Annotated in this window: 24 protein-coding genes; 10 read left to right on the top strand and 14 right to left on the bottom strand. The window is 33.7% G+C overall.

Annotated features, from left to right (window positions below; genetic code table 11):
* Positions 1–177 precede the first annotated feature (177 nt).
* Positions 178–384, bottom strand: a complete 207-nt coding sequence (locus ACJJV4_RS10170) for a hypothetical protein (RefSeq protein WP_405294044.1) — start codon at positions 382–384, stop codon at positions 178–180.
* 311 nt (positions 385–695) lie between these two features.
* Here ACJJV4_RS10170 and thiL point away from each other — a divergent pair, with 311 nt between their 5' ends.
* A complete protein-coding gene (thiL, locus tag ACJJV4_RS10165) occupies positions 696–1,739 on the top strand; it encodes a thiamine-phosphate kinase (protein ID WP_405294042.1) in 1,044 nt (347 codons plus the stop codon).
* Positions 1,740–1,855: 116 nt separating this feature from the next.
* Here the strand turns inward: thiL and ACJJV4_RS10160 are convergent, their stop codons facing one another.
* The 3 genes from ACJJV4_RS10160 to ACJJV4_RS10150 are packed head-to-tail and all read right to left on the bottom strand — an operon-like array spanning position 1,856 to position 3,651.
* Positions 1,856–2,107 carry a hypothetical protein gene (locus ACJJV4_RS10160; RefSeq protein WP_405294040.1) on the bottom strand — a complete coding sequence of 84 codons (252 nt, stop codon included), beginning with the start codon at positions 2,105–2,107 and terminating at the stop codon, positions 1,856–1,858.
* Positions 2,108–2,166: 59 nt separating this feature from the next.
* Positions 2,167–2,946 carry an alpha/beta fold hydrolase gene (locus ACJJV4_RS10155; protein ID WP_405294038.1) on the bottom strand — a complete coding sequence of 260 codons (780 nt, stop codon included), beginning with the start codon at positions 2,944–2,946 and terminating at the stop codon, positions 2,167–2,169.
* A 48-nt stretch (positions 2,947–2,994) separates the two neighbouring features.
* Positions 2,995–3,651, bottom strand: a complete 657-nt coding sequence (locus ACJJV4_RS10150; protein WP_405294036.1) for a hypothetical protein — start codon at positions 3,649–3,651, stop codon at positions 2,995–2,997.
* 111 nt (positions 3,652–3,762) lie between these two features.
* Here ACJJV4_RS10150 and ACJJV4_RS10145 point away from each other — a divergent pair, with 111 nt between their 5' ends.
* Entirely contained in the window at positions 3,763–5,085 is a 1,323-nt protein-coding gene (locus ACJJV4_RS10145) for an aspartate kinase (protein WP_405294034.1), read from the top strand.
* Between the two features lie 141 nt (positions 5,086–5,226).
* Here the strand turns inward: ACJJV4_RS10145 and ACJJV4_RS10140 are convergent, their stop codons facing one another.
* From ACJJV4_RS10140 to ACJJV4_RS10125, 4 genes are all read right to left on the bottom strand, one after another.
* The gene (locus tag ACJJV4_RS10140; RefSeq protein ID WP_405294032.1) at positions 5,227–5,601 is read right to left on the bottom strand and encodes a cupredoxin domain-containing protein; all 375 of its coding nucleotides are present in this window, start codon (positions 5,599–5,601) and stop codon (positions 5,227–5,229) included.
* 84 nt (positions 5,602–5,685) lie between these two features.
* A complete protein-coding gene (locus ACJJV4_RS10135; protein WP_405294030.1) occupies positions 5,686–6,240 on the bottom strand; it encodes a carboxymuconolactone decarboxylase family protein in 555 nt (184 codons plus the stop codon).
* 132 nt (positions 6,241–6,372) lie between these two features.
* Complete coding sequence (locus ACJJV4_RS10130) at positions 6,373–6,528, bottom strand: hypothetical protein (protein ID WP_158846030.1); 156 nt, start codon at positions 6,526–6,528, stop codon at positions 6,373–6,375.
* A gap of 91 nt (positions 6,529–6,619) precedes the next feature.
* Entirely contained in the window at positions 6,620–7,462 is an 843-nt protein-coding gene (locus ACJJV4_RS10125; RefSeq protein ID WP_405294027.1) for a helix-turn-helix domain-containing protein, read from the bottom strand.
* A gap of 144 nt (positions 7,463–7,606) precedes the next feature.
* Between ACJJV4_RS10125 and rsmA the strand changes: the two genes are divergently transcribed.
* Both rsmA and mgtE read left to right on the top strand, forming a co-directional pair.
* Positions 7,607–8,401 carry a 16S rRNA (adenine(1518)-N(6)/adenine(1519)-N(6))-dimethyltransferase RsmA gene (gene rsmA, locus ACJJV4_RS10120; protein WP_405294025.1) on the top strand — a complete coding sequence of 265 codons (795 nt, stop codon included), beginning with the start codon at positions 7,607–7,609 and terminating at the stop codon, positions 8,399–8,401.
* Positions 8,402–8,421: 20 nt separating this feature from the next.
* On the top strand, positions 8,422–9,795 hold the full coding sequence (mgtE, locus tag ACJJV4_RS10115) for a magnesium transporter (RefSeq protein ID WP_405294023.1): 1,374 nt from the start codon (positions 8,422–8,424) through the stop codon (positions 9,793–9,795).
* Positions 9,796–9,926: 131 nt separating this feature from the next.
* On the opposite strand, the gene ACJJV4_RS10110 is transcribed toward mgtE, so the two are convergent.
* The 5 genes from ACJJV4_RS10110 to ACJJV4_RS10090 all read right to left on the bottom strand — a co-directional run bounded on the left by ACJJV4_RS10110 (position 9,927) and on the right by ACJJV4_RS10090 (position 16,833).
* Positions 9,927–10,310, bottom strand: coding sequence for a DUF3037 domain-containing protein (locus ACJJV4_RS10110; protein WP_405294021.1), 384 nt, complete (start codon positions 10,308–10,310; stop codon positions 9,927–9,929).
* On the bottom strand, positions 10,300–11,079 hold the full coding sequence (locus ACJJV4_RS10105; RefSeq protein ID WP_405294019.1) for a HipA family kinase: 780 nt from the start codon (positions 11,077–11,079) through the stop codon (positions 10,300–10,302). Before ACJJV4_RS10105 ends, ACJJV4_RS10110 begins: the two co-directional genes overlap by 11 nt.
* A 109-nt stretch (positions 11,080–11,188) precedes the next feature.
* Positions 11,189–12,709, bottom strand: coding sequence for an ATP-binding protein (locus ACJJV4_RS10100; RefSeq protein ID WP_405294017.1), 1,521 nt, complete (start codon positions 12,707–12,709; stop codon positions 11,189–11,191).
* A 450-nt stretch (positions 12,710–13,159) separates the two neighbouring features.
* Complete coding sequence (locus ACJJV4_RS10095; RefSeq protein ID WP_405294015.1) at positions 13,160–14,905, bottom strand: FAD/NAD(P)-binding protein; 1,746 nt, start codon at positions 14,903–14,905, stop codon at positions 13,160–13,162.
* A gap of 170 nt (positions 14,906–15,075) precedes the next feature.
* Entirely contained in the window at positions 15,076–16,833 is a 1,758-nt protein-coding gene (locus tag ACJJV4_RS10090; protein ID WP_405294013.1) for a 1-deoxy-D-xylulose-5-phosphate synthase, read from the bottom strand.
* A gap of 236 nt (positions 16,834–17,069) precedes the next feature.
* On the opposite strand from ACJJV4_RS10090, the gene ACJJV4_RS10085 reads away from it, so the two are divergent.
* The 4 genes from ACJJV4_RS10085 to ACJJV4_RS10070 all read left to right on the top strand — a co-directional run bounded on the left by ACJJV4_RS10085 (position 17,070) and on the right by ACJJV4_RS10070 (position 19,692).
* Positions 17,070–18,179 (top strand): C1 family peptidase, encoded by a 1,110-nt coding sequence (locus ACJJV4_RS10085; RefSeq protein ID WP_405294011.1) that lies wholly within the window; start codon positions 17,070–17,072, stop codon positions 18,177–18,179.
* Positions 18,180–18,210: 31 nt separating this feature from the next.
* Entirely contained in the window at positions 18,211–18,624 is a 414-nt protein-coding gene (locus tag ACJJV4_RS10080; protein WP_405294009.1) for a hypothetical protein, read from the top strand.
* A gap of 106 nt (positions 18,625–18,730) precedes the next feature.
* Positions 18,731–19,054, top strand: a complete 324-nt coding sequence (locus ACJJV4_RS10075) for a protease inhibitor I42 family protein (protein ID WP_405294007.1) — start codon at positions 18,731–18,733, stop codon at positions 19,052–19,054.
* Between the two features lie 188 nt (positions 19,055–19,242).
* Complete coding sequence (locus ACJJV4_RS10070; protein WP_405294005.1) at positions 19,243–19,692, top strand: nucleoside deaminase; 450 nt, start codon at positions 19,243–19,245, stop codon at positions 19,690–19,692.
* 22 nt (positions 19,693–19,714) lie between these two features.
* Here ACJJV4_RS10070 and ACJJV4_RS10065 read toward each other — a convergent pair whose 3' ends face one another.
* Positions 19,715–21,148 carry a saccharopine dehydrogenase family protein gene (locus tag ACJJV4_RS10065; RefSeq protein WP_405294168.1) on the bottom strand — a complete coding sequence of 478 codons (1,434 nt, stop codon included), beginning with the start codon at positions 21,146–21,148 and terminating at the stop codon, positions 19,715–19,717.
* Between the two features lie 30 nt (positions 21,149–21,178).
* On the opposite strand from ACJJV4_RS10065, the gene ACJJV4_RS10060 reads away from it, so the two are divergent.
* On the top strand, positions 21,179–21,565 hold the full coding sequence (locus tag ACJJV4_RS10060; RefSeq protein ID WP_405294003.1) for a DUF423 domain-containing protein: 387 nt from the start codon (positions 21,179–21,181) through the stop codon (positions 21,563–21,565).
* Between the two features lie 73 nt (positions 21,566–21,638).
* Positions 21,639–23,255, top strand: a complete 1,617-nt coding sequence (pckA, locus tag ACJJV4_RS10055; protein ID WP_405294001.1) for a phosphoenolpyruvate carboxykinase (ATP) — start codon at positions 21,639–21,641, stop codon at positions 23,253–23,255.
* Positions 23,256–23,314 lie beyond the last annotated feature (59 nt).

Here is a 23,314-nt window from a genome sequence, read left to right as displayed (position 1 = left end):
TAGAACCTAACATTATATTAGCATATAGTTTGATAGGTTTTTTTTATGAACTAGCTTTTGGTTACATATTGTTCTGATTTTTAAATGAATTTATTGCAGAATTGATGTGAGATTCATTTATTTTTTTAAAATATGAAAGTCCAATTTAGTATGAAGAAAAAATGAAAATTTGAAAGATTAACTTGGTCTTAAAATTTTTATAATCTCGTCTAAATTGGTGTAGTTTGTTTTTGCTTTTACAATTTCTCCATCTGTGTTGTAGTTAAATTGTGCACCACATGATTTGCAAATAAGTTGAGACATTTCGAAACTTGTCCGTTCAATAAGGAAATAGTTATGGCCAAAAGAGGCGCAAAACATATTTAGAGGTAAATTATGTTCCATAAGTTAATAGTATTTGGGATTACAAATTTAAGCAAATTGACAAAATTATCGATGAAATATTATTATTAATCGATGAAATGCGTGTTTTTATAGTCTGTCAAAGTCGTTGATGACGATGAAAGGTTGATTGGATAAAGCTCTAATAGGGTGAAATCAATTGTTTAAAGAAGTTCGATTTCTTCTGTTTGTTAAGTTCTGGTAATCTTCGAAATATTTGGTTTAGTTTAGGTTCTTTGGTTAATGTTTGTAATTCTAAGAGGTTTGCTCTCGATTTTCTATTAAAAACGGAATTAGCTTCTTATTTTTGCAGCATGATAGAAGATAAAAATCAAGAACGTACGCCGTTAAGTACTTTAGGGGAATTTGCACTTATTGAGCATTTAACTAAGAATTTTGAAATTACACATAGCTCCACTGTTAAAGGAATTGGAGATGATGCTGCTGTTTTAAATTTTGAAGACAAAAACATAGTCGTGACTACCGATTTATTGGTGGAAAATGTACATTTCGATTTAAGCTACATGCCTTTAAAGCATTTAGGTTATAAAGCTGTTGTTGTTAATCTATCTGATGTTTATGCCATGAATGCAGAGGCTACTCAAATTACAGTTTCAATAGCGGTTTCTAATCGTTTTCCTTTAGAAGCTGTGGAAGAGTTGTATGCTGGTATTGAAACAGCGGCAAAAATTTACAATATTGATGTTGTTGGTGGTGATACCACATCGTCAACAACTGGGCTGTTAATTTCTGTAACCGCCATTGGGCAGGTGACTACAGGTGATGAGGTTTATAGAAACACCGCAAAGCCGGGAGATTTGTTAGTTGTTACAGGAGATTTAGGTGCTGCTTATATGGGCTTACAAGTACTTGAAAGAGAAAAGGAAGTTTATAAAGTGAATCCGAATAGTCAGCCAGATTTAGAGGCCTATACTTATATTATTGAGCGCCAGTTAAAACCAGAAGCTAGAAAAGATGTCGGTAAGTTGCTAAAAGAATTAGATGTTAAACCGACAGCTATGATTGATGTTAGCGATGGTTTATCTTCTGAAATTTTACATATATGTAAGAGTAGCAAAGTTGGATGCGATTTATATGAAGAAAAAATCCCTTTAGATCCTACTGTAATAACAGTTTGTGAGGAATTTGATATTGATAGCACGACTGTTGCTTTGAATGGAGGTGAAGATTATGAATTGCTTTTTACAATTTCGCAAGACGATTTCACGAAAATTAAAGCAAATCCGCATTTAAGTATTATTGGGCACATGAAGGATGACAACGAAGGCGTGCATTTAGTTACACGCGCAAATACTAGAATTCCTTTAATTGCACAAGGTTGGAAAAATTTCGATTAATTGTTTTTTACAGTGTAATCTAAAACAATGCGTTGTATTAGTTGTAGCACTTCTTTGCGGTGCGGGCGTATTAATGTTGAAGGAAGTTTGTAGTAGAACATAGCTTTTTGTAGGTTTTAAATAAGAATTTTGTTGTTTCTGTTTTTTCTGCTGGTATGTATGCGTTCCAAAATATTGTTTATTTCCTTGAACTTTGGAGTGAGCTCTATTAAAGCACCGTTGCTACTTGTGGTTAATTGCTTTTTGCAATGTGAGCACGTGTACTCACTTACGTGATAAGTTACTTTCTTAGAAACTTTATAATTGTGGCCAAAAAGACTACAATACATTTTTGGTAAAAGGGCTGGTTTATAGGGTGTGTTTTCCATTGGGGTTGGTTTTTTACTTTGTGAATATAGTAAAAATAAAAAATAAACACGACGAAAAGCTATATTTTTTCGATGAAATGCATTAAATTTAACAAAAGCTCGTCTTTATTTTCAATATGAGACATATGTCCATCTGGAAGTGTAACTAGTTTGACCTCTGTGTTTTGGGTTTGTTCTACAAGAGTGTCGTAATATAAAACAGGGTCTTTCTTCCCTGCAATTAACATTTTTTTAAAAGGCGTAAAATGTAAGAGTGCTTCACGATCGTTTCTGATTTTCATACCTTCTAATGCTGCTACAATACCTTGAAGTGGTGTTTTTTGGGCGTCTTTTCTAATTTGTTTTATTTTATCAGTAAATAAGATTCTGTTTTTTGGTCTAAAAAGATTTACAATTGCCATCCTTATGAAGGTTTTGTGATTTTGCTTAACAGCAAGAATGGCGCGATCTCTATTTAGTTGTTTTTCTGCTGTGTCGGCACTAGCTGTAGAGTTCATTAGGCATAGGCCTTTTAATGCGTCTGGATGTTCTTCCGCGAAAGCGAGTGCTACGTAACCACCCATGGAGTGGCCAATAAATGTGGAACGACGGATTTTTAAGTGTTTTAAAACGGTGTTAACAACTTCCGCCATGAGTTCCATGCTGTGTACATAGCCTAAACAGTCTGTTTTTCCGTGGCCTAATAAATCAATGCAGATTACTCGGTTTTTTTTGGATAGAGCAGGTGTAAGCTCATCCCACATTGTCGAGTTTTCTAAAAAACCGTGGAGTAGAACTATTGCGCTACCTTTACCTTGGTCGCTATAAAATATATTAATGCCTTTGTACTGTAAAATCATGATTAGAATATCTCGGGCAAAGATACTGTATCATTTAAGATTTAAAAATTAAGATTTCACTCGTTTTATGGCTGCAAAGGCTTGGTCTACATATTCGTCTTCAACTAAAATGGTGAACTCGTTGGTGGTAGAGATTACCTCGTAAAGCACGATGCCTTCCCAAGCCAATCGCTTAAAAAAGTGATAATACAGTCCTGCTATTTTAGAGTTGTCTTGTGGTAAATTAATACTAATAGCCGAGAGGCCTTCTTGCACAGCTATAAAGGATTCTCGTTTTAAGGAGTCTTTTATAAAATCGTTTAAACTACTAGAAACAATAATGTTGCTTTCATGAATTCCTCTTGTGAAAGTGTAGAATAATTTTGATTCTTGATTGATACGTGCTAGAATCTTGGCGTGGTTATCAATAAGTGTTTCGGAGTTTTTAACGGTGTAATCTGTTAAATTAGAGCGTACAGTAATATCGCCTAAGTTCTGGATTACGCGTTTCATTTTTACCGAATTGGTTAATGTAATTGGTGGGTTGTAGCGACGCAGGGCCATCATAATCGCTCCTGCTTTAACATCCTTTTTTAGCATTTTGCTAATGGGTTCGGTAAGTTCTAACGCTAATGCACTAAAATTTATAATATTTCTAGAAAGCGCTTCTTCTAAATAAGGTTGCGAAATTAAAATGTCTTCTACACAGTTAGATACAGTCTTCATGTTAAATATTTAACAATTTGTGCAAAAATAAACATATTTTTTAAAAAATGCTATTATTGTCTTTAAGAGTTTTAGTTTTGCTTCAGAAATAAATAAAAAAGTATTGTCACTATGAAAGTTTTAAAATTTGGAGGGACTTCGGTCGGGTCGGTTGAGAATATGCTTAATGTTAAAAACATTATAAATGATGGCACTAAAAAGGTTGTAGTACTTTCGGCGATGTCAGGTACAACAAACCAGTTAGTGGCTATTGCCAAAGACATTACCGAACACCGCGGCGCAGAGGCTGCAGATAAAGTGGCTGCTTTGCATGTTACTTATAATGAGGTTATTGATGTTTTACTGCAAGACCAAGCATTAAATGCAAAAACTAAAACATATATTTCTGGTGTTTTTAATTTTCTAATGGGTTGTGCTTCAAAATGGACGGCAGAGTTGGTAGAAAACCAAATTGTTGCTCAGGGAGAATTAATGTCTACCTATATGTTTAATAGTTTTTTACAACAAGAAGGAGTGAATTCTGTTTTACTTCCTGCTTTAAATTTTATGAAAATAGATGGTTTTAAAGAACCAGATATTAATTATATAAAAGATAATTTTCAGGTTGTTTTAGAAGAAGCTGGACCAGCTGATATTTATATTACACAAGGTTTTATTTGTTTAGATGATGCTGGTGAGATTTCTAACCTGCAACGCGGAGGGAGTGATTATACTGCAACCATAATTGGTGCGGCAATAAAAGCTGAAGAGGTGCAGATTTGGACTGATATTGATGGTATGCATAATAATGATCCGAGATATGTTGAAAATACGCATCCAATTTCTGATTTATCTTTCGATGAGGCAGCTGAGTTAGCTTATTTCGGTGCGAAAATTTTACATCCGCAGACGGTTACTCCGGTTAGAAAAGATAGTATTCCGGTACGATTAAAAAATACCATGAATCCAGAAGCGCATGGTACTTTAATTTCTAGTAAAACCTCTGAGACTGGAATAAAAGCTATTGCGGCAAAAGATGGTATTACTGCGATTAAAATTAAATCTGCCCGTATGTTACAGGCTCACGGATTCTTAAAAAAAGTATTTGAAATTTTTGAAACGTATCAAACATCAATTGATATGATTACAACCTCTGAAGTTGCAGTATCTTTAACTATTGATGATGATAAAAATTTAGATAAAATTTTGGTTGAGCTAGAGAAAATAGCGTCGATTGAGGTTGATGCAAACCAAAGTATAGTTTGTTTAGTTGGGCATGCTGTTGTTAATCATCAAGATACTTTTAGGCTTTTTCAAATCTTACAAGATGTAAAAATTAGAATGATTTCTTATGGTGGAAGTAATAACAATATTTCTCTTTTAATAGATTCTAGTCATAAAATCAATACGCTACAAAAACTAAACAGTTATTTATTTGAATTAGTCACTCTTTAGATTGAGATAATATTAGTTTTTTAGCATCAAGAGATCGTTTGGATAGAAATATTTAGACGGTTTTTTTTTCTTAAATAGGAATGAAAAAAGGCCATCTTGCATTAAGACGGCCTTTTCATTACAAATAAAAAACACTATTGTTTACTCCACAGTTAGGGTGTACTGAGGTGTTTTGTTTAATGGGCAAAAATATACGTATTCACCTTTTTCTAAAGTGGTCACGTTAGATTGTTCTGTTTTTCCTTCGGCTACCACTTTGGTTACGTAAGCTGTTTTAATATGGTTTTCTGGGTTGCTTGCATCTTTTCCTTTTTCTATTAATACAAAACCAACATCTACACCAGAATGATTATTTGCGATTTCGAATATGTAAGAACCTTCACTTATCGTTAAATTCTTTTGTGTAAACTCTCCTTTAGTTTGTTCTAAAGCTACTGTTTTTACTGCTTGGTCTTGTGCGTTAGAGTTTGCTGTAAATGCCAATACGAATACTAAAATTGCTACTATTTTTTTCATCTTTAAATTTAATTTTGCTTCAGTTTTTTATAAAGCGTTGTTAATAATTGTTTATGTTAAAAACCTTAAGGCTATGCGTTTTAGTTAAGCTATGGTTTCCGCTTTTTGTAGTGGTTGTGCTACAGGGAAATCTACTGGTACTTGTGTTGTGCTGTGTACGTAGTTAGATATTGTTTTATCTCCAACTAATGATATAGTGTCTATTAAATTTGCTTTTGTATAACCAACGTTAAAGTAGTTTTCTAGAACTGCAGCATCTGTTCTTCCGCGATTTTCTGTGATGTTTTTAGCTAAAGCTGCTAGTGCATCAAGTTTATCGTTTACGGAAGAATGTCCTGCTCTTAATTCTAAAATTTGTTCATCTGTAAAGCCATTCATTTTTCCAATAGCGGTATGTGCAGATAAGCAATAGATACAGTTGTTCACTTCACTTACTGCTAAGTTTACAGCTTCTTTTTCTTTAGCCGATAAAGATGTTTTGGCATTGGCGAAACCTAAGTAATTTTCTAGTGCAGTATCACTATAGGCGTATGCTGCATATAAATTTGGTACAAAGCCAACTGCTTTTTTTAAGTTGTCAAAAATAGCTTGATTATTTTCGCTTACTTCTTCTCTTGTTAATACGTTAAATGTGCTCATATTTTTAAATTTTATTATTAATTATTTTGTTTTAATATCTTGGTACAAAGGTGCGACGGTTTTAAAGGTTACGCCATGTGGGTTTTTCCTTTTGGCTTGTCAATTTTTCCCTTTTGTGTTTTTTTGGGTAAATTATTGGGTAATGTGTGGTTTTTCAGCATCGCAATAAAAATCGTATAAATGATTTTGCTCACAATGTGTTTTAGGACTAATAGTATTTAATACTACTTTCTTGTTGCTTCTAAATATTTCAATTAAATTGAAAATGGATATGTTTTTAGTTTTCATGTCTTTGATGTTTTAATTATACAGTGCAAAGATGAAGTATAAACAGATGCTGTAGAATGGATAGATTACCCGAAGAGTTGTCGATTTTTCCCTAAACCTTAGTTTTAAGCTGTTTTTTAAAGCCTGATGGAGAGAAAGAGGTGTTTTTTTTGAATAATCGGCTTAAATGCGAAGCATCTTCAAAGCCAACTTCATAAGCTATTTCTTTAGCTGTTTTGTCGGTATAGATTAATAAGCGTTTTGCTTCTAGAATAATACGGTCATGAATAATTTGTAACGGACTCGTGTTAAGTTTAGAAAACGTATTGGATAAGGTTTTTGGAGATTTAAAAAGTTTCTCGGCGTAGTAAGATACGCTATGCTCGGTTTTAAAATGAGCTTCTACCAATATATTAAATTCACGTAATAATTCTATTTTGGTGTTTTTTGTAGTTTCAATAAAACCTTCTTTTGCTTTTAATAAGCGTGTACTTATTATAATAAAGCGAGCCATAAGCATGCGTAACATTTCGGCTTGGATGCTGTCTTTTGTTTTAAACTCATCCATAAAAACTTCATGAAGAATTGAGAATTTATGCGCTTCTTCTGTACTAAGCCCAATTAGGGGTACGTGTACATTTCCAAAAAATAACAAGCCGGCGCAACTTACCTCTTGGTCGTGATCTTTAATACAATAAAACTCCTGATTAAATTGATATACAATTAAATTTTCACCGCTAACAAATTGAATGTATTGCACAGGTGTAAGCACTAATAGGCTTCCTGCTTCTATCGTGTATGGTATGCTGTCTACAATAATTTCGGCTTTGGTATTATGAGTTCTAATAAAGGTGTATAGCCCCGCTTGAGTCGATTCTTTATAGGCGTTTAAAAGCGATTCATCTCCAATTTTTAAAATAGCATTAGTCGAAAACTCCGTAAATGTTTGTTGCATGTGGCTTTAGTCTAATGGTTTTTAGAAACATTACATTTTTGAATATTAATAAACATTGGTTAGTTGCAAAAACAATATATAATCCCGACAGAAGTATTGTTTTTAAGTTTCATATCTTCGTGATTCTTTAAAACACTCTATTTCGTGGCATATAAATCAGACAATAATCAAGTAAGGGCTAAAAAACATCTAGGTCAACATTTTTTAAATGATGAAACTGTTGCCGAACAAATAGCCGATACCTTAACGCTAAATAACTATAAAACCATTCTAGAAATAGGTCCTGGTATGGGCGTGCTTACTAAATACTTGCTTAAAAAACCTGTTACAACTTATGTTGTTGAAATTGATACGGAATCTGTAGAATATTTGCAAGCCAATTATTTAAATTTGGCGCCTAGAATTATAGAAAAAGATTTTTTAAAATACGATTTAAATGAAGTGTTAGAAGGTGAACCTTTTGCTATTATTGGTAATTTTCCTTATAACATTTCAACACAAATAGTATTTAAAACGTTAGAAATGCGCGATCAAATTCCTGAATTTTCGGGAATGTTTCAAAAAGAAGTCGCAGCGCGTATTTGCTCTAAAGAAGGCTCTAAGGTCTACGGTATTCTTTCTGTATTGGTGCAAGCCTTTTACGATGCTGAATATTTGTTTACCGTACCTCCAAATGTATTTAATCCGCCACCAAAAGTAGATTCTGGTGTGTTAAGGCTTATCCGTAAAAAAGATTATTCTCTGCCATGCGACGAAAAAATGTTTTTCAAAGTAGTAAAAACAGCTTTTCAACAACGAAGAAAAACACTTCGTAACAGTTTAAAAACATTCAATTTGTCCGATAATTTAAAAGCAAATAGTATATTTGGCCAACGTCCCGAGCAATTAAGTGTAGCCTCGTTTTTAGAGCTTACGCAATTGTTAGAAAACGACAAGTAGAACCTTTTAAATTTTTTCATTTGTCTGAAGAAACGGAAAACATACAATTTCAGTTAAGTAAAGAACTTATTGAGCAAGTAGAGCAGCTTATCGAGGCTAAAGAGGATAAGGAGCTTAAGTTGCATCTAGATGATTTTCATTACGCGGATATAGCCGAGATTTTAGACGAGCTCGATCTAGACGAAGCGATGTATGTTATAAAGCTGCTCGATTCGGAAACTACAGCCGATATTTTAATGGAGCTCGATGAGGACAATCGAGAAAAGGTATTAAAAAATCTTTCAGCTAAAGAAATTGCCGACGAAATTGAGGAGTTAGACACCGATGATGCTGCCGATATTATTGCCGAACTTCCAGAGGAACGTCAACAAGAGGTCATCGCTCAGATAATAGATGAAGAGCACAGAGCTGAAATTACAGAGCTTTTAGCCTATGATGAAGATACCGCAGGTGGACTTATGGCAAAAGAACTTGTAAAAGTTTATGATACTTGGACGGTTGCTGGTTGTTTACGTCGTATTCGTGGTCAAGCCGAAGAGGTTACTCGTGTGCACTCCGTTTATGTTGTAAATAAGCAAGGCAAGCTAGTAGGTCGCCTATCATTAAAAGATCTTATTGTTGCTAAAAACGAACAAAAAATCGCCGATATTTATATTTCCAATGTCGATTCTGTAAATGTTCACGACAGTGTAGAAGTCGTTGCTCAAGTTATGGTTAAATACGATTTGGAGGCCATTCCTGTTGTCGATGGAAAACAAATTCTCTTAGGGCGTATTACTATTGATGATGTTGTAGATGTCATAAAAGAGGAAGCGGAAAGAGATTATCAATTGGCCGCAGGTATCTCGCAAGATGTTGAGGCTGATGATAATATTTGGGAGCTCACCAAAGCCCGCTTGCCATGGTTGTTAATTGGTATGTTTGGAGGTCTTGGAGCAGCAAGTATTATTAATGGTTTTACAGGAGCCATGCTTAAATTTCCAGAGTTGCTATTGTTTATTCCGCTTATTCAAGCTACGGCTGGTAACGTAGGAGTGCAGTCCTCGGCCATTGTGGTTCAAGGTTTAGCAAACAACACTATAAAAGGTAAATTATTAAAACGTCTGTTTAAAGAGTTTACCCTTGGTTTAGTAAATGGAGTTGCCATTGCTTGTATTGTATTACTTATAAGTCATTTTGGTTTTAACACTACATACAGAGTCTCAGTTACCATTGGTATTGCATTAATTACAGTTATAATTATGGCTGCCTTAATCGGTACATTTGTGCCAATTATTTTGGATAAACGTGGTGTAGATCCTGCTATTGCTACTGGGCCGTTTATTACAACCAGTAACGATATTTTTGGTATTCTTATCTATTTCCTTATCGCCAAATTAATTCTCGGCTTTTAATATATTTTGGACGTTGCCCGAAAGGGTCAGGCTTTATTCGTGGGTGCTATTGTTAGTTAGGGAACTAATGAATAAAAATATTTCACTACTCAATCTTTTTGTTTTTATAGAAACCGTTATGCATGTTTGAATTATAGTACGTGGCTATTAAAAAGATCCTCTAATGTTTTTTCTGGATTGTTACACAATCCTGGATGTGTTTTAGAACTCTGTATTATCGTGCTTCTGCAGGCTGTTAACCATCGAAATCTATCCGATAATTCCATCTTTTCTATTCTGCCTCCTAATGGGTTTCCGGCGCAAACCAGTTCCCAAGCTTTTAAGTAGTCATTAAATAAATCTAATGTTACTTCAGGAGAAAAGGCCTTGAGTTTATCTGGATTTATAAAATATTTCATACCAAGAAATTTTTTACGCTTCGAAAAAAGAATAACGCCAACATTAAAGAATTCTTCTCGTTCCACTTTAGGTACAATTCTTATTATTGCGTACTCAAATGTGTGTTTATCTTGCATCTTCAGCTTCTTTAACTAGTAAATCAATTTTAGCGTATCTCGAATTGATAAACTCAATATAGGCGGCTCTCATTTGGGCGCTACTCATGAGGTCAGATTCGCTTATAAGCCAATCCTCTGGGATGTTCGAAATAATTTCCTTAATCTTATCCTTACTTAACATATGCTTAATCTCTAACGAAGCTTCTTTTAAACTTGTGGCTTTTTGTAAAAGCACATGATCTTTTATAAGCGGAAAAGACCTTTTTAAATGGTTCTCCCAATTTTTCCAATCATGATGAAAATAGAAACTTGCGCCATTATCTATAATCCAAAGTTCATTATTCCATTGCAGCAAATTGGTGTTTTTCGCAGTTCTATCAATATTACTAATTATACTATCTAATAATACTACTTTAGAAGCTGTTGAGCTGTCTACCGAGCTAACTAAGGGGTCAAAGGTTATAGCGCTAGATAAAAAATGTAGACCTAAGTTTAAACCTACGCTAAATTTAAGTAAGTCTTGTATTTCCTCGTCGGGTTCGGTTTTGCTAAACGAGTCGTCCAGATTCATAAAAACTAATTCAGGAACTTTTAATCCTATGGCGCGCGCTATTTCGCCACCAATAAATTCTGCAATTAATGCTTTTTTCCCTTGTCCAGCTCCTCTAAATTTTAATACGTACAAAAAGCCGTCATCGGCCTTTACTATGGCCGGAAGTGAGCCGCCTTCTCTTAATGGGTGCACATATTGCGTAACATCTACGGTGCGAATATCAATTTTATTCATAAAACTAAAATACTAAAAATGTAATTTATAGAAATATAATAGACTTCTGTTATTTAAGCGCAATTTCGTTTAAATTATATTAAGATATAGAATGTAATTATCCCTTTTTCTAACGTATTGAATGATTTATTTTTGGTAAAGAAAAGAATATACTAGTCCCTTTACCAATTTCACTTTTTACCCAAATTTTTCCTTTGTGGTAATCAATAAAATCTTTGCATAATATTAAACCTAGGCCGGTTCCGCTCTCGTCGTTTGTACCAGCTGTTGAGTAAGATCTGTCTATTTTAAATAGCTTTTCAAGGTTGTCTTGCGGGATACCAACACCATTATCTGTAATAGAGATTATGTGTTCAGTATTTTTTTCTTCTGCATGTATTGTAATTACACCGTTTTTAGGAGTGAATTTTAAGGCATTAGAGATGATATTTCTCAGCACTGTTTCTATCATCTCTTTATCTGCATATATAATAATGTTAGCGGGTGTATTCAGGTTAATATTAATTTGTTTTTGTTCGGCTGAAGTTTTTAGTAATTCTACAGTAGTTTGAGTTAAGGCAATTAAATCGATATACTGTGGATTAAATTTAATTTGCCCAGATTGAGATCTAGACCATTCCATTAAGTTGGATAGTAGAGCCATGGCATGTTCCGACGAGGTTTGGATAATCTCGGCGTATTCATCGATATCTTCGTAATTGTTTTCTTTTATTTGTTGACTTAGTATTTGACTAAACCCTATTATGCCATTAAAAGGCGTTCGTAAATCATGAGCAATTATCGAGAAAAATTTATCTTTTGTTGAGTTTAATTCTCTTAAAGTAGCTTCGCTATTTCTTAAATTTAGCTCTGCTTTTTTTCTGTTACTAATGTCGTTAATTACAGAAATAATACAATCTTCATTATTTATATTTATTATTTGTGCAGTAATTAACCCTGGAAATAATTCTCCAGATTTTTTTCGAAACACATATTCGTTATCTTTAACATAACCGTTAGTACTTAGGCTCGATAAGAATTTTTGACGATCACCTTTCTGTCCCCATAAATTTAATTCTTCAGAATTTATACCTATTAAATCTTCTGTTTTGTAGTCGGAAATGGTTTCTAGACTTTTATTAACTTCAAATATTTTACCATTACTAAATTTTGATAGTATAATAACAAAAGGAGCGGCGTGGAAGGCTTTTGAGAACTTTTCTTCTTGTTTGTTTATATTTATAATTAAGCGCTTATTATACATTAAAGTAATGGTATAAGGCATTAGAATGGTGATAATAATCCATGATACAAGAAATAAAGACTCTATCGTTGATGATTTAAAATAATCTGATAGCGTTTCCTCTTTTTGTAAATTGTAAAGAATATGAATGCACTGTATAATAAAAACAGCGCAAAAAAGGTAACCAATAGAGCGTGTTATTCTCCGCATGTTTTCTGGCGTTTTTTTAAACATCAAAAAAGCAATTTGAAAACTAATAATTACATAAGCTACAGCAATATTTATATTTCTAGCATTTAAATTAGGTTCTGCAAAGGTGTAATATGAATGACTTATAACGAAAATAAAAAGGAGTATATAGTTATAAATATGGTTTCCTTTTTCTTTTAGAAATTGTTCTAATCCCATTAATAAAACAATTAAGGATGAAACAAGAAAGAAGTTTCCTAAAGGTATGGAAGCCCAGTCTGGAATATAACCACGAAAGAATACTAAAACATTTCCCGTGGCGCTTAGGCAGAAGTTGATAAGTATTAAAAAAGTGCCAGAAAATCGCTTTCTAACTTGAAAATGCAAGGAGATAATCAATACTATATTAATAATATTAATTAAAGTGCAGCATAAGTAAAGGGTTCGGATATCTATAGGAAACATGCGGCTATCTCATTTAATGCAAATTATTTTTTTGATTTAAATACCATCTAGCTATCGGGCTAGGCTTTCATAATATATTTAATGTCTTAGGCAAAGGTTATTATTTTTTTTCTAAATATTATTTTTTTGTAGGGTAATGTTGAGGTGTATTGTAAATGTACAAAACTTTTCTTGTAAGTAATGGTTTGTGTATGTCTTTGTTTTTTAGTGTTTTTCGAGCCAATTTACATGATGTTTTGTCGCTTTCGATGCCCATTTTTTTGCTCGTGAGCCAAAGCATTCTAAAATGGCATCTACACCAATTATTGTGCCTTTCGCTAGTCTGCCAAGTAATGCTATAGGTGGTTTTTTGTCTAGGTTTTTAGAAACCACATAAGCATATTCATCAGTGTGTACTCCTAACTCATCATGCACGGCTTCAATTAAATCGTTAACGAGCATGTTTTGTATAATGGGTGAGTTTACCATATTTATTTTTGGTGAATCTAGAACGGAATCAATCATAATATTCGCTGTTATTGTATAGCCTTTCTTAGAGAATTTCCAGCCGGTTTTTGTTAATTCGAAATCTGGATTGTTTGCAAATTCTAAATTCATTATACCTGCTTTATGTAGGGCAAGCATTTGTTGAATGCTCTCTACTGGTGGTCCGTAAGAATAGCGTTTTGTGCTTTCGTCTAATTTAATTATTTCAGCAAAAACTTTATCGGTACATTTATTGAACGAGAGCTTATCGTAAATAGAGGGCTGGCAGTGTCTCCAAACTTGACCAATACAATAATCTAGACTAATTGCGTTTTTACCCGTAGCCATACCAACAAAATCTTGCATACTTTGGTTTGCAGATTGGTATTGAGGTACAATAACTTGATGTTGATAGGTTTGATCTAGCAACCATGTTTTGGTAATTGTTTCAATATCTTTAATAGATAATTTGGGTAAATATGTATTAGGAAGTTCATTGTATATTTTGGCTATAATGGGTGTAATGGCTTCAATTAAAAATAACGGACCGTTTGCTTTTTTTTGAATTGAGGTGTTTTTTATAATATTTTCAAATTCTGAAATTTGTTTTTTAGATGGTTTAAACCAATCGTCTATTTCTGCATTTAGGGGTTTCGGGGCAGGTGGTAACCCATCCAGAGAAAAGGGAATAAACAAATTTGTGATGGCATAATCTGTTTTGTAGATGCAGGCTCGTGTTTCATTGTTTTCTATACTGAAATCTCCAAATTTATTTGCAATACTTCTAGCAACATCTATCATGGCTAATCCAAATCCACGAATTCCTATGGAGCTTTGAGAAGTGATGCTTTCAGTATTTAAAAATTGCTTTATAGGGTAAGGTGAAGTAAATAAACTAATATTTGATTCTCCTGATGCGAAAGCGCTCCAAGTCTTTATTTGTTTTGATAGAAAAGTGGGTTGGTGTCCAATGGTTAGTAATACCTCGTCTATATTTTTGTAGGTGTTTAAATTAGTTTTTAAAACTATTTTGCCAGTAATTTCTACAGCGGTTACTTGCTCTTCTAATAATGAAATAATTTCGGCTTTTAAAAGAGGTGCTGCTAATGTTTGAAACCGTTGTTTTAAATACTCGCCAACCTGTGCTCGTGGCGGATAAGTATCTGCTTCCTCTTTGGTTATTTTATTAAAATCTTTGTCTATCCATTCGTGGTAAGAAGGGAATTCCGGTATTTTAATTTCATCTATATTAATGGCTTCACGTTTATCTAAATGTAGAATTCTTTCATTTATGTTTATCCAGTTGCTTTTAGTTTGATTTGTGTTATAAACTTGGCCATTTCCAAATAGAGCAGTTTCTTCAAAGAGTAATACATGGATGTTTTTTAAACTGTTTTTTTTTACGAGTTCTAAAATTAGATTCTCTAAGGCGTATCCGCCTCTTGGTCCTGTGCCTATAATTGCTAAAACTCTTATATTGGTCATTGATATATCTTTTTATGCGAACTTTAAGGTTCTGCAAATGAATGTTCTGTACTTATTGATAAGGTAAGTTTAAAAATAGTGAAATTTTTAAAAGAGCTAATCTTTCAGAAACCGAAACAGTCCATTTTTTATTGGATAGATATAAATATCAATTTAATTAGGAAGAAATGTTAGGTAAATTGGCTAAAAAACTGCCTTAAGCTATCAAAATCTAAGTCGATTAACTGAAATAGCTCATCAACCTTACCGTGATCCATAAATTTATCGGGAATTCCAAGGGTTTTAATAGTGTTTTTATAATTGTGCTCTGCAGCAAATTCTAAAACAGCCGATCCAAAACCACCAGCAATGCTGTTATCTTCAATGGTAATAATTGTTGTGTTTTTTGTAAATATACTATGGAGTAATTTAGCGTCTAAAGGTTTTACAAAACGCATATCAAAATGAGAAATATTTAGATTTTTAATGGCCTCACTTACATTTTTAGAGATACTTCCAATACTTAAAACGGCTAGGTTTTCCCCTTCTTTTAATTGAATGCCTTCACCAATTTTAATTTTAGAAAATGGTTGTTTCCAATCTATAGTTATACCTCGTCCTCTTGGATATCTTATAGCAATAGGAAGCTCCAGTCCTAATTGAGCTGTGAACATAATGTTTCGTAATTCAATTTCATTTCTAGGAGCGAAAATTATTAAATTGGGAATGCACCTTAAATACGCTAAATCGAAAACACCATGGTGTGTAGCGCCATCTTCACCAACTAAACCAGATCGATCTAAGCAAAAAATAACGGGTAGTTTTTGTATTGCTACATCATGAATTATTTGATCGTAAGCGCGTTGTAAAAATGTTGAGTAAATATTACAAAATACAGTTAAGCCTTGTGTTGCCATACCAGCAGCTAGTGTTACTGCGTGTTGCTCAGCAATTCCAACATCAAAAGCGCGATCAGGCATTTCGCTCATCATGTATTTTAAAGAGCTTCCAGTAGGCATGGCCGGCGTAATGCCGACTATGTTTTTGTTTGTTTTGGCTAGCTCTACAATGGTATGGCCAAAAACATCTTGATATTTAGGTGGCTCAATAGTTGGTTTTTTTATATTTAAATCACCGGTTTTTGCATTAAATTTTCCTGGTGCGTGGTATTTTACCTGGTCTTCTTCGGCTTGTTTTAAACCTTTACCTTTGGTTGTTATAACGTGTAAAAATTTTGGGCCATCAACCGTTTTTAAACGCTCTAATTCTGCTATTAGCTTTGGTAAATTGTGTCCGTCTACGGGACCGGAATAGTTGAAATTCAAAGCTTCAAAAATGTTGTCTTGCTTTTGTGTTCCTTTTTTAACATTAGTTAAGTATTGCTTTAGGGCCCCAACGCTTGGGTCGATACCAATAGCGTTATCATTTAAAATAACAAGTAAATTAGTGTCGGTAACACCAGCATGGTTTAGACCTTCAAAGGCCATGCCGCCCGCAATACTTGCGTCTCCAATTACTGCAATGTGTTGTCTCTTGAAATCTCCTTTCAATTTTGAAGCAATTGCCATACCTAAAGCCGCCGAAATAGAGGTGGAAGCGTGCCCAACTCCAAAAGTATCGTAAATACTTTCACTTCGTTTTGGAAAACCACTTATGCCGTTTATCTGTCTGTTGGTGTGGAAGTTTTTACGACGTTCGGTTAATATTTTATGACCGTAAGCTTGGTGGCCTACATCCCAAATAAGTTGGTCGTCTGGCGTATTAAAAACGTAGTGTAATGCAATAGTCAATTCAACTACGCCTAAGCTCGCACCTAGATGTCCTTCTTTGGTTGCAACAATATTAATAATAAACTCACGTAATTCTCGAGCAAGTTGAGGTAGATCTTTTTGGTTTAAAAGACGAAGATCTTCAGGCGAATTTATGTGGTTTAAAAGTTTGCTTTTCACGTGGCAAAAGTAGCATTTATCTTTATGTAATAATAAATAATAGAGAGTTCTTATATTAATATCTAAATGGCTCTTGGTTTATAATTAATGAGAAAGTTGAATGTGCTAGGGTGTTTTTCTTATGTAAAAATAAGGTTTTTACTTCTACATAAATGAGTGTTTTGTATTTATATAATTGGTTTTCAATTAGTTAGTTTTGGGTATCGCTAAATTAATTAACTTTAAAATCTATAATTATGTCAAAAGGAGAAAACAATTTAAAAGCTATTCAGGGCGCCATTAAAGAAGATGGAGCTGAATGGCAAGCCGGTAGTTCAGAAATTTTAGAAATGGATGATCAGGAACAAGATTTAAGACTTGGGTATGTCCCTGGTGATAATGAACCATCATTGAAAGAAAAGGAAGAGGCTGCAAAAATTAATTTGCAAGAGTATTTAGCTTCCAGTTCATCCGATGCTTTTGGGGCTCCAACAAGTTATGATTTGAGAAACGTTGGAGGCAAAAACTTTATTACAGCTGTTAAAAACCAAGGGAGTTGTGGGTCTTGTGTTAGCTTTGGTGCCGTGGCAACGGTTGAAGGAACTTTACGAAGATTAAAGAACAATCCCAACCTTAACGTAGACCTATCTGAAGCTCATTTGTTTTACTGCCACGCACGTTCTGAAGGAAGAAATTGTGGAAACGGTTGGTGGGTAACACCAGCAATGAACGCTTTTAAAAGTAAAGGAGTTACAGATGAGACACATTACCCATACACATCGGTAGACCAAAACTGTACAGGTTTACGCTCCGGTTGGGAATCTGCATTAATGAAAATTAGCGGATTTAAAAAAATTACTTCAATAGCTCAAATGAAAACTTGGCTATCTACAAAGGGGCCTTTAACTGCTTGTTTTACGGTTTATAGCGATTTTTTTGGTTACCGATCAGGCGTTTATCGTAAAACAGCAGCTGCAACTAATAGAGGAGGTCACTGCGTAACCATGGTTGGTTATAGTGATAGCGGACGCTATTGGATATGTAAAAATAGTTGGGGCACAAATTGGGGAGATAATGGGTATTTTAAAATTGCTTATGGTGAGGTTGGTATTGATAATGAAGTTTGGGGTGTTGAAGGAATTGTAGATACAGGATGGGTTACCGCTAAAGTTACTGGCTTATGGGCAAATCAAGCTCCAAAAAATGCCTTTGTACATATTGTAGGTGAGGGGTGGAAAAGAATTTCGCCTAAGAGTGAAACAACCTTTTATATTATGCTTACCCAGTTAGCCGCAGCTAAGGGTGCTAATAAAAATGTACGCGTATACAAAAATAACGGTGTCATCGTGGAGGTGTATGTACTTTAAAAATAAATAATAATTCACTAAATTTAATATTATGAAAACAGATAAAGATTGTAATTGCCCAGAAAATATAGATAACATTCAAGTTAATGAGGTTGAGAGTGTTGAGTCGCAACCCAACGCCTTAGACGAAAATTTAGAAGTTGTAGGAGAGGATTTTGATAGACCAATGGAAACACCACCATTTCAAGATGAATTTCAAGAAAATTCGGAGGCCTTTGGAGCAGGAGTTTGGCATGATACTAAAAAAGTAACAGGACTTTGGTCTAAAGATGAAACAAGAAATTCTTGGGCAGCAATAAATGGTTTGGGTTGGAAAAAACTGAATAACACAAATAACTCATCTTGTGTTGCTTTAACCATTTTGAGTGCGCACGCAAAACAGTACAATAAAAATGTGAAACTAAATATTGATAATAATCAAATTAAAGAAATGTATGTTTGGTAATTTATTAGAAATGTTCTAAACTAATATGCTAGGTCGTTGTTTTTTAAATGACACCTAGCATTTTTTAATAAATTCAATAACAATTACCTTTTGAAAATGTAATAATATGAAAGAAATACTTTTGACAATAGCTGATACTGGAAGTGAAAAAAATATAGGTATAGGTGATAGCGTAAAACTTGTTTTAGAAGAAGTTTCTACTTCTGGCTATGTTTGGGAAATAGATGGAGAATTACCCGAACAGCTCAAGATGACGCAAACCGAATATAGCTTAAAACACGGCAACACTATTGGAGGTAGTGGTAATAGTATTCTTAATCTTCAAGCAGTTGAAAAAGGATGTGCTGTTCTTCAATTAAAGTATTGGCAACCATGGAATGGAGAGGCTTCTGTTGAAAATCGATTTAATATTTCATTTGTTATAGAATAACACCCTAATTTATCTGCTTTTAAAAAATGTAAAGAGTATAAACCATTGAAATAGGTTTGTTTATGGCTATATCCAAAAAAACGTTTTTTTTGCATAAATTATAATGGATAAATAGCTTGTTTTAATAAATATTTTAAATTTTTATGCTTAAGCTTAAATGAATTATTTCAAATTGTATTTTTGCTTTTATGATACAACCTTTCGATGATACATATTTTATGAAAAAAGCACTTCAGGAAGCTGAGGCTGCTTATAAAAATGGTGAAATTCCTGTTGGAGCTGTTATTGTTATTGATAATAAAATTATTGCTCGCGGACATAATTTAACTGAGACCCTGAACGATGTTACAGCACATGCAGAAATGCAGGCTATTACTGCCGCTGCAAATTTTTTAGGAGGTAAGTATTTACAAAAATGTACTTTGTATGTTACGCTAGAGCCTTGCCAAATGTGCGGCGGTGCTTTGTATTGGAGTCAGATTTCTAATATTGTTTATGGTGCTCGTGATATGGAGCGTGGTTGTATTAACTTAAACACCAAGCTACACCCTAAAACAACTATAAAAGGCGGTGTTTTAGCAGAAGAAGCTTCGGCGCTTATGAAACAGTTTTTTATAGAAAGAAGAAATTTAAACTAAGCGTTTTATATGCTTGAAATGTTTAATGATTTAAAGGATTGTAGCCTAAATATGGTACTTCTTTTTCATTAAAGGTAATTCCGAAATCTTGTAACTCTTTCAAAATAGGCGTGTAAACTTCTTTACTAATTGGAAGTTGCACACCAGGTGTTGTAATCTTTTTATTTAACATAGCGAGTGCGGCAATGGCAACAGGTAGACCAACGGTTTTAGCCATGGCTGTATAAGTTTGGTCTTGTCCAATGGTAACCATATTAGCTTCTATTTGATAGTTTTTTCCAGCTTTTTCATAACCAAATTTATGATACATAACAATCATGTCTTTATCATTTTGAGATAGTGTCCAACTATCCATAAGTATTTTTTGTAGTATTTGTGCTGGTGTTGCTTTTTTTAAACTAACCTTTTTATTTGGGTTAAAAATATCGAGTTCAATGAGTTTATTCCAAACAATATCATCTTGATCTATTTTAAGTTGATAGCGGAGTTTAAGTTCTACGGAATCTGTTGGGCTGTATGGTAAAAAGGAATTTACAAAATCGCGATAGCTCATGTTTTCGCTATCATCAATGGTATAGCTATCATCAGTCATACCTAGCGATACAAATATGTGCCATGCTTTACTAAACCCAACGCGACGCATAGTACCACGGTAAAGCGTTTTTATATTTTGAAGGCCATAGATGGTTTGGTATTTTAAGGAGTCTCGGTTGGCGTAAACTTCAAAACGGCCAAAGTTTTCAATTTCTAAAAATTCAGTTCTTCTAAATAATCGGTTATATGGAATGTATTTATATGTACCCTCTTGTAAAAATTTTGCTGCACCACCTTGGCCGGCTGTTACTACATTTCTTGGGTTCCAAGTGAATTTATAATTCCATAAATTAGTATCACTTTCTGGAGCTACTAACCCACCGGTGAAAGATTCAAAAAGTATAATGTTTCCACCGTCTTCTCTAATTTTGTCTATTACTTGCATAGCGCTCATATGGTCTATGCCGGGGTCTACACCAATTTCATTCATTAAAATTACACCTTTTTTTATAGCGTCTTGGTGCAGTTCTTGCATGTCGTTACTTATGTAAGATGCCGTTACCATATGCTTACCATAAAATATACAGTCTTTTGCAACTTCAATATGGAAGCGTGCAGGAAGCATGGATATTACTATGTCAGCATTTTCAATAGCTGCTTTTCTAGAGGTTTCATCAAAAACATCTAGTTTTATAATTTTTGCATTTTTATGGCCGTTTGTTAATTTTTGGGCGTGTTCAACATTTAAATCGCCTATGGTGATAAATATGTTTTCTTCTTCAGATTTATCTAATAAATATTTTAGAAGATAAGAAGTAGATTTTCCTGAACCAATGATTAAAATTTTTCGCATTTTGAGTTTAGTTGAGTAGTTTTGTTTGGTAGTCGATTGTAGGTAAAAGGTGGTTTCGACTTTACTAATTTAATGAATATTTAAAAGATTTTTAAGGATATGAACAGAACTATTTTATTAACAGCTGCTATTTTAGGTGTTACAAGTATTATTTTAGGGGCTTTTGGGGCGCATGGTTTAAAGGCTTTAATTTCTCCAGAATCTGTACAAACTTTTGAAACGGGTGTGCGTTACCAAATGTATCATGCTTTGTTTCTTTTATTTGTTGGAAGCACAACTTATATTTCTGTAAAATCTAAAGCTAAAATATTCTATTTAGTAGTGGTTGGGCTGCTCTTCTTTTCGGGGTCTATCTATGGTTTGTCAACCAATGTGTTAACTGGTTTCGATTTTAAAACCATTGGTGTAATTACACCTGTTGGCGGACTACTTTTAATAGTGGCTTGGGTGCTTGTGTTTATTGATTTCTTAAAAAAACAAAACTAATTTTGAATTTAATTTAAAGAAAATTCGATTTATTTGTTTTAAATTTACAGGATAATTAATTTAACATCGAAATATGAGTAATTACGCACAATTTACGAAAACGTTTGAGTTAGAAACTTATGGTATAAAAAATGCCAAAGTTCATTATCAATTATCACCAGAAGAACTGCACCATATTGCTATAAAAAAAGGGCAAGCTGTAGAAGCTTCATCGGGAGCTTTAGCAGTAAATACAGGAGAATTTACTGGACGATCTCCAAAAGATCGATTTATTGTTAAAGATGATATTACAAAGGATAAAATTTGGTGGGGTGATGTCAATATTCCGTTCGATGCGGATAAATTTGATAAATTATATGATAAGGTTGTTGTTTATCTTTCTGGTAAGGAAGTTTTTGTTCGTGATAGTTATGCTTGCGCAGATGAAAATTATAAGTTAAATATTAGAATTATTAATGAGTTTTCGTGGAGCAATCAGTTTGCATATAATATGTTTTTACGTCCAACTGAAGCGGAATTAGAAAACTTTACTCCAGAATGGACTATTGTAAATGCACCGGGATTTATGGCAGTTGCAGATGAGGATGGAACAAGGCAACATAATTTTGCAATATTAAATTTCTCTAAAAAGATTGCATTAATTGGAGGTACGGGATATACAGGAGAAATTAAAAAAGGTATATTTTCTGCATTAAACTTCATTTTACCTGTATTTAAAAATACGTTACCAATGCACTGTAGTGCCAATGTTGGTAGAGATGGAGATACCGCTATTTTCTTTGGGCTTTCTGGAACCGGAAAAACAACACTTTCTACCGACCCAAATAGAAGTTTAATTGGAGATGATGAGCATGGTTGGACCGAAGAAAACTCGGTTTTCAATTTTGAAGGTGGTTGTTATGCTAAAGTTATCAATTTAGATAAGGATCATGAGCCTGAGATTTTCGCTGCTATTAAAAAAGGAGCGATTTTAGAAAATGTTATTTTAGATGAAAACGGACACGTTAACTTTGCTGATACATCGATAACTCAAAATACGCGAGTAAGTTACCCAATAGATCACATTGAAAATATTAGAAAACCATCTATAGGAAAGAACCCGAAAAATATTTTCTTTTTAACGGCTGATGCTTTTGGAGTTTTGCCTCCAATTTCTAAGCTTACACCAAGCCAGGCGGCTTATCACTTTATTTCTGGATATACTGCTAAAGTTGCCGGAACAGAAGCGGGAGTTGTAGAGCCCACACCATCATTTTCTGCTTGTTTTGGAGCGCCATTTATGCCTTTGCATCCTTCGAAATATGCCGAAATGTTAAGTAAAAAAATGATTGATGCTAATGTAAATGTTTGGTTAGTTAATACAGGTTGGACTGGTGGTCCTTACGGTATTGGAACTCGCATGAAACTTAAATATACACGTGCTATGATTAATGCAGTTTTAAATGGAGATTTAGGACTGTATTCTTACGATAAATACCATATTCACTCGGTATTTGGTGTGGCACAACCAAGAGAGTGTCCTGGAGTACCAACTAAGGTTTTAAGTCCGAGAGCAACTTGGAATGACGATGAAGCATATTATAAAACAGCTTTTAAACTGACCAATGCGTTTCGTGAAAACTTCAAAAAGTTTGAAGCACATTGTAGTGAAGAAATTAGACGAGGCGGACCACAGCGTTACGCGTTTTAAAATAAAATAGCATAAAAAAAGCTCTGATAATTTATCAGAGCTTTTTTATTTTACAACAG

The organism is Algibacter sp. Ld11 (assembly GCF_045066735.1).
GTDB lineage: Bacteria > Bacteroidota > Bacteroidia > Flavobacteriales > Flavobacteriaceae > Algibacter.
The sequence above is the reverse complement of the archived record's forward strand: the minus strand, read 5'-3'. Positions and strand labels throughout refer to the sequence as shown.